Genomic DNA, 7,072 nt, shown 5'->3' with positions numbered 1-7,072 from the left:
GTGCTAGCAGGGGCGGGCAGCGTGCTCGAGCTGGTGTTCTACGCCATCGCCGATGCGGGCGACGGCATCTTGGTACCCACGCCGAGCTACGCGGGGTTCTGGGCGGACCTCGAAACCCGCGACAGCTTGCAGATCGTGCCCGTGCACACCCGGCACGAGACACAGTTTAGGCTCCGGATCGAAGACCTGGAGCAAGCCTACGAGACGGCTGAGCGGCCGATCCGAGCCCTGCTCTTTACCAGTCCGGACAACCCGCTGGGCAGGGTCCACGGCCAGGAAGAGCTCACACGGATCTTGGACTGGGCGCAGGCCAAGGATCTGCATGTGGTTTTTGACGAGCTCTACGCACTGTCCGTGTTCGGTGAGCGTGGCTTTGTCAGTGCAGCGTCGCTGCGCGAGAGCCTGGGACCGAAGACGCACCTCGTGTGGGCCTTCAGCAAGGACTTCGGGGCGAGCGGACTGCGTGCGGGTGTGCTCTTCAGTGAAAACGACGATCTGCTGAGAGCAGTCGACGCACTCGCATATTGGTGCGCATGTTCCAGTGAGACACAGTATCGCCTGCAAGAAGTCATCTCGGACCGCACCTTCGTCGACGGCTACCTCGATCAGGCGCGGCAACGCCTCGCGGCCGCGTATCGCCGAGTCGTCGCAGGGCTCGAGCGCCACGGCTTCAGTTACGTCCCGGCCGAAGCCGGCCTCTTCGTGATGTGCGACTTGCGAGCGCACCTGGTCGAGGCCACATGGCCGGCCGAGCATGCGTTGTGGCGCCGGCTGCTTGACGAAGGCGGCGTCAATCTGACACCGGGAAGGGCGTGCCACTGCGCGGAGCCCGGTCTGTTCCGCGTATGCTTCGCCGGCGTGCCCGAGCCAGCCCTGGACCTGGCCCTCGACCGCATGGCTCGCGTGTTGCCACTATGTCAAGGCCCGTCATGAAGCCAGCATGAAGCTAGCAGAGCTACTTCATGGAGATCGCCGGCCGGCGCTGGAGGGCACGATCGACGTCGCTGGCTGGCAGAGCCACTACGCTCGGTCCGGGCAGCCGGCTCTCGGCGACAACGTAGAGCGGGCGCTGCCGGGTTTCGTCGAGCACCTGACCAAGGTACTCCCCCACGATGCCGAGGACGAGCAGCTGCAGACCCGACAAGAACGCCATGAGCGTGGCCAGCCAGACCCAGCCCGACTGCGTGCTTCCCGACCAGGCGTAGCGCACCGCTGCCGTAATCCCGCAAGCAAGCGAAACCCCCGAGATCGCGAGGCCGAGGTAGCTCGCCAGACGCAGCGGAACGCGCGAGAAGCTCAAGATGGCGGCACGGGCCAGCCGCCACATCTGGGCGATGCCGTACTTGGAGCGGCCTGCCGCTCTCGGATCGTGCCGGTAGAGCACTGTGTGCTCGCGAAAGCCCACCCAGGCGTAGATGCCACGCAAGAAGCGACCCTGCTCGCGCAGCGCCCGGGTGGCCTCGATCACACGGCGATCGAAGAGGCGAAAGTCCGCCGAGTTGGCCGTGATCGGCACCGCTGAAATCGCGTTGATGAAGCGATAGAACAAGCTCGAGCCGGCGCGCTTGAACCAGCCGATCCTGCTTTGTCCATTGCGTACGCCCGACACGACCTCGGCCCCCTGCTCCCAGGCCTCGATGAAACGCGTGAGCACCTCGGGCGGGTTCTGCAGGTCGGCGTCCATGGCGATGGCGGCGTCGGCGTCTGCCCGGTCGAGCCCCGCCGTAAGTGCTGCTTGATGCCCGAAATTGCGCGACAGCCTGAGATAGCCCACGCGCGGATCGCGCGCGCTCAAGGCCGCGCAGATCTCCGGGGTGCGATCGCGGCTGCCGTCGTCGATGATCAGAATCCGGAAACGGTAGGGCAGCTCATCGATCACGCGTGTGAGCCGCTCGTAGAACAGGGGCAGGCACTGCTGCTCGTTGTACGCGGGCGCGATGATGTCGATGGACTTCACGTCGGGCTCGTCCTTTGCGCCTCAGGCGTACCACAGCAACTCGGTCCCAGCAGGCTGCTCGACCTACGGGGAACTCGAGAGGTTCGCATCGCTTGAGGATCGGCCGGTCTCGACCAGTTATTCTGGGACGGGCCCTAACGCAGCTCGTACACCTGCCAGCTTCCGAACCGAGCCACGCGCTCGAGCCCGGCCCGGGCGTGATCGCGCGCGCCCCAGGTCACGACATGCGTCAAGCCCTCGCTGCGTGCGATGTGCGCGAGCCGGCTTGCTGGCAGCCTGAAATACCGGTGCCTCGCCGCTTCCCTGAGCTCATAGCCCCGCGCCGGAAAATGATCGAGCCCCATGACCAGGAACATGCGCCGGCGCCATTCGAGCAGCTCCTCCCCCCGGATTGGGCAGTTCTTCCAATCGACGAAGCTCGCCCTGCGCGCCTGCAAGCGAAAATCACCCATCCCCGGCGGCACCAAGAAGCGGGCATCGGGGGGCGATTCGGTGCGGATCCACGCGTACAATCGACCCCGCCAGCCATGGACGCGCTCCCGCAAACGCAGCGGGTAGGTCGTCCACATCTGCTTGAACGCCGCACGCCAGGGCAGCGTCATGCCTGCCATACCTCGATCGGGAAAGGAAACCGCAGCCAGCCAGACTGCCGCCGCCAGCACCGAGGCCAGCAGCGCCCGGCCTGCTGGCGTACGCCAGTGCCCACTCGCCGCGGCCGGCTCGGCCTGCACCCGGCGGCGACCGGCCCAGCCAGCCACAGCCGCGCCCGCGAGCACCAAAGCCAGCCCCACGGCAATCGCTTTCGCTGACCTGAAATGCGCCGGCAACGCGCCGAAAGGAAGCAACAGCAACAGACCGGCAAGCGTCCAGACCAGCGTGGGCACGTCGCGCCGGACAAGGACTCGCCGCAGGGCTTCGCCCACAGCGAGCGCGAGCAGCACCACCAGCGGCAGCGACAGGCGCCACAGAAACAGTCGCTGGACCGCACCGAAGCCCGCGAGCGTTCCCAAAGCCGCTGCGGCCTGCAAGACGCCGAGGCATAGCAGCAGGACCAGCACCCGGGACCCGGTCGTATCCCACGGCCCGCGTCCCGCGACCAGGTCGCGGCCGAGCGATCGCCACAGGCCAAGCCCGGGCACGAGCAGCGCTACCGGCCACCAGTTGTCCGGGTTCCAGACGGGTACGAGTTCGTAGTGATGTGCCGAGCGTACGAAATAGATCGGCGTTGCTTCGGGTGCGGCGTCGCGGGTCACGGTCTGCAAGACCACGAAGAGCGTCGGGGCCGCAATGACACCAAATGGGAGTGCGAGCTTCAGTAGGTCGCGCGGAGAGCCCCGCGCCAAGGCCTGGGCCCCCTGCAGCCCGCCCAACGCCAGCGCACCGGCCAGCGCGTAGTTGGCGTGAAGCAAGCCCGCGACCCCAAGCCAAACACCCGCCGCTGTGGAACGGCCCCGGATCCACGCTGCGCACGCGAGCAGAAACGCCGGCAGCGCCATGTCGGCCGGAACGAGCCAACCGTGGTTCAGGAGCGCCCCGTTCAAACCGCGCGAGCGGATGATCGCCGTGAGCAGCAGGCAGGCGATGCTCGCGGGGTATCCCCAGCCGCAGGCCCGGGCCAGCGCGGCTATTGCGGCGCACAGCCCAACCAGCACGGCAGCGTGCATGAACAGCACGGCCCAGGCGAAGCGGTCTTCCCCGGCCAGGGCATGCAGGGCGCGGATCACCCAGGAAAACGTGACGTGATAGTGGCTGGTCTCCCAGGTGAACCAATCCCCTGGCACGAAGCCCGGATAGATGGACCGATACGGCAGGGGCAGGTAGGTATTCTGATCGCCCGTCTCAAAGCCGTAGGGGATGCGGTACAGAAACAGCAACGCTCCGAGCAGCACAAACGCCGCCGCCTCCAAGCGTCTCATCGGGCCAATACCAAGGCCCGGCGTTGGTGAACGACTGGCAGGTCCATCTGAGAGCTCGCAAGCAGACGAAGCGCAGGCGATGCTACCCGAAAGCCCCAAGAGCCCGCGAAGGAATAGCTCATGCCTGCCTCCGGTTCCGACCGGCGCCAGCTAGCTGCTCACCGTTCAAGTCCCGGATAGTCGCGGCCGCGAACCGGGTCGCGCGGCTGGCGACCTGGACTTGGGTCGACTAGCTTGCCGGCCGATGGATTTGTCGATCGTGATTCCCGTCTTCCGGGGCGGGAGCACCATCGCCGGCCGCCTTCGGGGACTGTCGCGCTACCTCGAGCGCACGGACCACGGGCTGGACTACGAGCTCGTCGTGGTCGACGACGGAAGCGGGGACGGTACAGGTGAGCTGCTCGAGCGCTTGGACCTGCCTCGGCTGGCCGTCGTGAAGCTGGCCGAAAACCGGGGCAAGTACAGCGCGCTCAAGGTTGGAATGGGCCGCGCCACGGGCGCATGCCGCCTGTTCACGGACGCGGACGTCCCCTACGAGCACGGTGCGGTCCTGTACATGGCCCGCCATGTCATCGACAGGGGTGTACACGTCGTGATCGGTGACCGCAGGTTGCGGGGCAGCCGCTATTGCGACGAGCTCGGCCCGGTACGCCGCGCCTTGACCGGGGCCTTCACGCTGGTTGTGCGGCTCCTGGTCACCAGCGGGCTTGGCGACACCCAGTGCGGCATCAAAGCCTTTCGAGGCGACGTGGCAGCGGCACTGTTCCCCTTGTTGCGAGAGAGCGGCTTCGCGGGGGACGTCGAGCTGCTCTACATCGCGCTCGGCTACAATCTCGAGATCAAGCGGGTACCGGTCAGGCTGGTCTTCCAGGCGCCCTCGACGGTCCGCCCGGGCCGGGATGCGCTACGCATGCTCGGGGCGCTGACGCGCATCCGGCGGCGGCGGGTGCGCGGGGAGTATCGAAACGCGGACCTCGAGGCGCTGGCGCACCAGGACTATTGGAGCACCCGCGACGCGTAGCCCGGGCCCTTGAGCTCAGCACTCTTGGTGAAGCGAGGGGCTGTGTTCCACGGGCTGCTTGAAAACCAGCCCGAGCCCGTAGCCGGCGCACATGACCAGCCACGGTACGACCGGCTGGTGGAAGCGCTCCGAGCCGAAGAAGACCAGCGTGGTGACCACGAAATAGGCCACCACAGCTGCGGGCAGCCACAAGGCTCTAGGTGCCTCGAAAGGACGCCGGAGCCGCCAAAAGAGCGTCGCGAGCAGCACGAGCGCCAGCGTGTACCACTGCAGAGCGGCCGTGGCTCCCACAAGCGCGGCGCCGGAGGCCCGTCCGATCCAGCGCGGCTCGACGCCGGCCACCAGGATGAGCAGGCCGCACAACGCCACCGAGCAGAGCGTCCAGTAGTAGGCTTGGAACACGGGTTTGAGTTTTGGAAACCAGGCACGGATGCTGGGTTCGACGCTGCGGCTCCACCACAGGAACTCGGAGTCTCCGGCGAACTGGTAGCGCAGCTTGTGCGGCCAGAGCTTGAGGACCGCCCAGGGATGGTTCGATACGTGAGCGATCGAAAGCGCTACGCCACGCCGATTCACTTCGGCCTCGCGCGGCCCGCCCAGCCAGCGCCTGCCCTCGAGCAGGGCCCGCCGCACCTTTGGCCCGAATCCGTAGCGACCCGTGGCGTGCGGGTTGTTGCCAATGTACAGCGCGACGCCACCGTTGTTGGAGATGGGAACAAGCTCGCCGAAGGCCACGAAATTACGTGCGACCCAAGGCACCATGGTCAGCGCGCAGGCACCAAGGACCATCCCGAGCCGCCTGCGAGTGCACCCGGGCAAGAGGGACACCACCGCGATAGCCAGCGGTAGGCCGTGTGCGCGCGTGAGCGTGGCCAGTCCAAACAGGACGCCGGCCAGCGCCGCCTGACGGCTCCCAGCTCGAGCGGCCAAGACCTCGGTCGCCAGCAGAGTCAAGGTCACGAAAAGCGGCTCCGAGACCGCAAGCGAGCAGAAGCCAATGTCGGCCGGGTACAGGCTCAGCATGAGCAGCGCGGCCCGAGCAGCGATCGGAGAGGCGGTGAACCGATGCGTGAGCCGATACACGAGGATCAAGCTCACGCTGCTCAGCACGACGTTTGCTAGGCGCGCGATGCCGAGCCCCGGGCCCGTCACGACGAACAATGCAGCCAGAAACGCGACGTAGCCCACCGGCCAATACGCCGTCGGTAATCCGTCCTCGGAGTAGCCGAGGCCTTGTGCCATCTCGCTCGCCTTTCCGACGTACCACATCGCGTCGTGCGCTGGCGCCGGTGCCACGAGCAGGACCCACAGGAGTCGCATCGCCACACCGATGGCCAGGCAACCCACTTCGAACACACCGGCGTCGTTGCCCAAGCTGCGGATCGCACGCCGGCCTGCGCCCCTCGCGGCATCCGAGAACGCTTCGAGACTCTCTGACCTCAGCGGCGCCAACATCCTTGGGGCTTCCTATGGGCGTGCGGTGCCAGCGCGGCTCTTGCGCAGGATCTCGTGCAGCTTGGCCAATCCTACGTTGCCGCCGCTGAGCACGAGCACCACGCTCTTGCCCCCGAGGCGCTCGCGTTCTTGCAGGGCCGCGGCCAGCGCCACTGCACCGGCGCCCTCGGCCAGATTGTGCGTGTGCTCGAGCAGCAGCAGCATGGCTTGCTCGATGCGCTCGTCCTGGACCAGCACGAAGTCGTCGAGAAACCGCCGCATGACGATCTGCGTGTTCTCAAAGGGAACCCGCGTTGCGACACCTTCGGCAAACGTCTTCATCTCGGCGTTGACCATCTGCCCCGACTTCCAGCTCAGTTGCATAGCAGGCGCCTGAGCGGATTGAGCAGCGACCACCTGGATCCGTGGATTGATGCTCTTGGCAACGATGCTTACAGCCGACGCGCCGCTGCCTCCTCCCACGGGAACGAACACCATGTCCACGTCGGGCAGCTCCTCCAAGATCTCGAGAGCGTAGGTGCCGACGCCATGGATCAGAGGAGCGTCCGTCGGGCCGACGTAGCAGCCTCCCCTTTCTTGCGCCACGGCCGTGATCCACTCGCGTGCCACGTCGAAATCCGGCCCGTGAAACACTACCTCTGCGCCCAGGCCGCGCATCGCCGTCACCTTGCCCGTGTTGGCGTTGTCTGGCATGGTGATCGTGGCCCGCACCCCGTGAGCTCG

The 7,072-nt window shown here is 66.7% G+C and carries 6 protein-coding genes; 2 read left to right on the top strand and 4 right to left on the bottom strand.

What is annotated here, in order from left to right; translation table 11 throughout:
* Positions 1–933 (top strand): aminotransferase class I/II-fold pyridoxal phosphate-dependent enzyme (locus tag MJD61_17285; protein ID MCG8557016.1); only part of this gene is annotated, 933 nt, incomplete at its 5' end.
* A 22-nt stretch (positions 934–955) separates the two neighbouring features.
* Here the strand turns inward: MJD61_17285 and MJD61_17280 are convergent.
* Together MJD61_17280 and MJD61_17275 are read right to left on the bottom strand one after the other, a co-directional pair.
* Positions 956–1,957, bottom strand: coding sequence for a glycosyltransferase family 2 protein (locus MJD61_17280; GenBank protein MCG8557015.1), 1,002 nt, complete (start codon positions 1,955–1,957; stop codon positions 956–958).
* 134 nt (positions 1,958–2,091) lie between these two features.
* Positions 2,092–3,873, bottom strand: a complete 1,782-nt coding sequence (locus MJD61_17275; GenBank protein MCG8557014.1) for a hypothetical protein — start codon at positions 3,871–3,873, stop codon at positions 2,092–2,094.
* A 244-nt stretch (positions 3,874–4,117) separates the two neighbouring features.
* Between MJD61_17275 and MJD61_17270 the strand changes: the two genes are divergently transcribed.
* Positions 4,118–4,894, top strand: a complete 777-nt coding sequence (locus MJD61_17270) for a glycosyltransferase (protein ID MCG8557013.1) — start codon at positions 4,118–4,120, stop codon at positions 4,892–4,894.
* Positions 4,895–4,909: 15 nt separating this feature from the next.
* Here the strand turns inward: MJD61_17270 and MJD61_17265 are convergent, their stop codons facing one another.
* Together MJD61_17265 and MJD61_17260 are read right to left on the bottom strand one after the other, a co-directional pair.
* Positions 4,910–6,349, bottom strand: a complete 1,440-nt coding sequence (locus MJD61_17265; GenBank protein ID MCG8557012.1) for a hypothetical protein — start codon at positions 6,347–6,349, stop codon at positions 4,910–4,912.
* A gap of 12 nt (positions 6,350–6,361) precedes the next feature.
* Positions 6,362–7,072, bottom strand: a 711-nt coding sequence (locus MJD61_17260; GenBank protein ID MCG8557011.1) for a pyridoxal-phosphate dependent enzyme, incomplete at its 5' end; no start/stop codon positions are given.

The sequence above is a fragment of the Pseudomonadota bacterium genome (assembly GCA_022361155.1).
In the GTDB taxonomy this organism is placed as follows: Bacteria; Myxococcota_A; Polyangia; order Polyangiales; family JAKSBK01; genus JAKSBK01.
The sequence above is the reverse complement of the archived record's forward strand: the minus strand, read 5'-3'. Positions and strand labels throughout refer to the sequence as shown.

Coding starts and splice junctions, on each gene's coding strand:
- MJD61_17275 (MCG8557014.1), bottom strand. CDS start 3,873: ATGAGACGCTTGGAGGCGGCGGCGTTTGTGCTGCTCGGAGCGTTGCTG.
- MJD61_17270 (MCG8557013.1), top strand. CDS start 4,118: ATGGATTTGTCGATCGTGATTCCCGTCTTCCGGGGCGGGAGCACCATC.
- MJD61_17265 (MCG8557012.1), bottom strand. CDS start 6,349: ATGTTGGCGCCGCTGAGGTCAGAGAGTCTCGAAGCGTTCTCGGATGCC.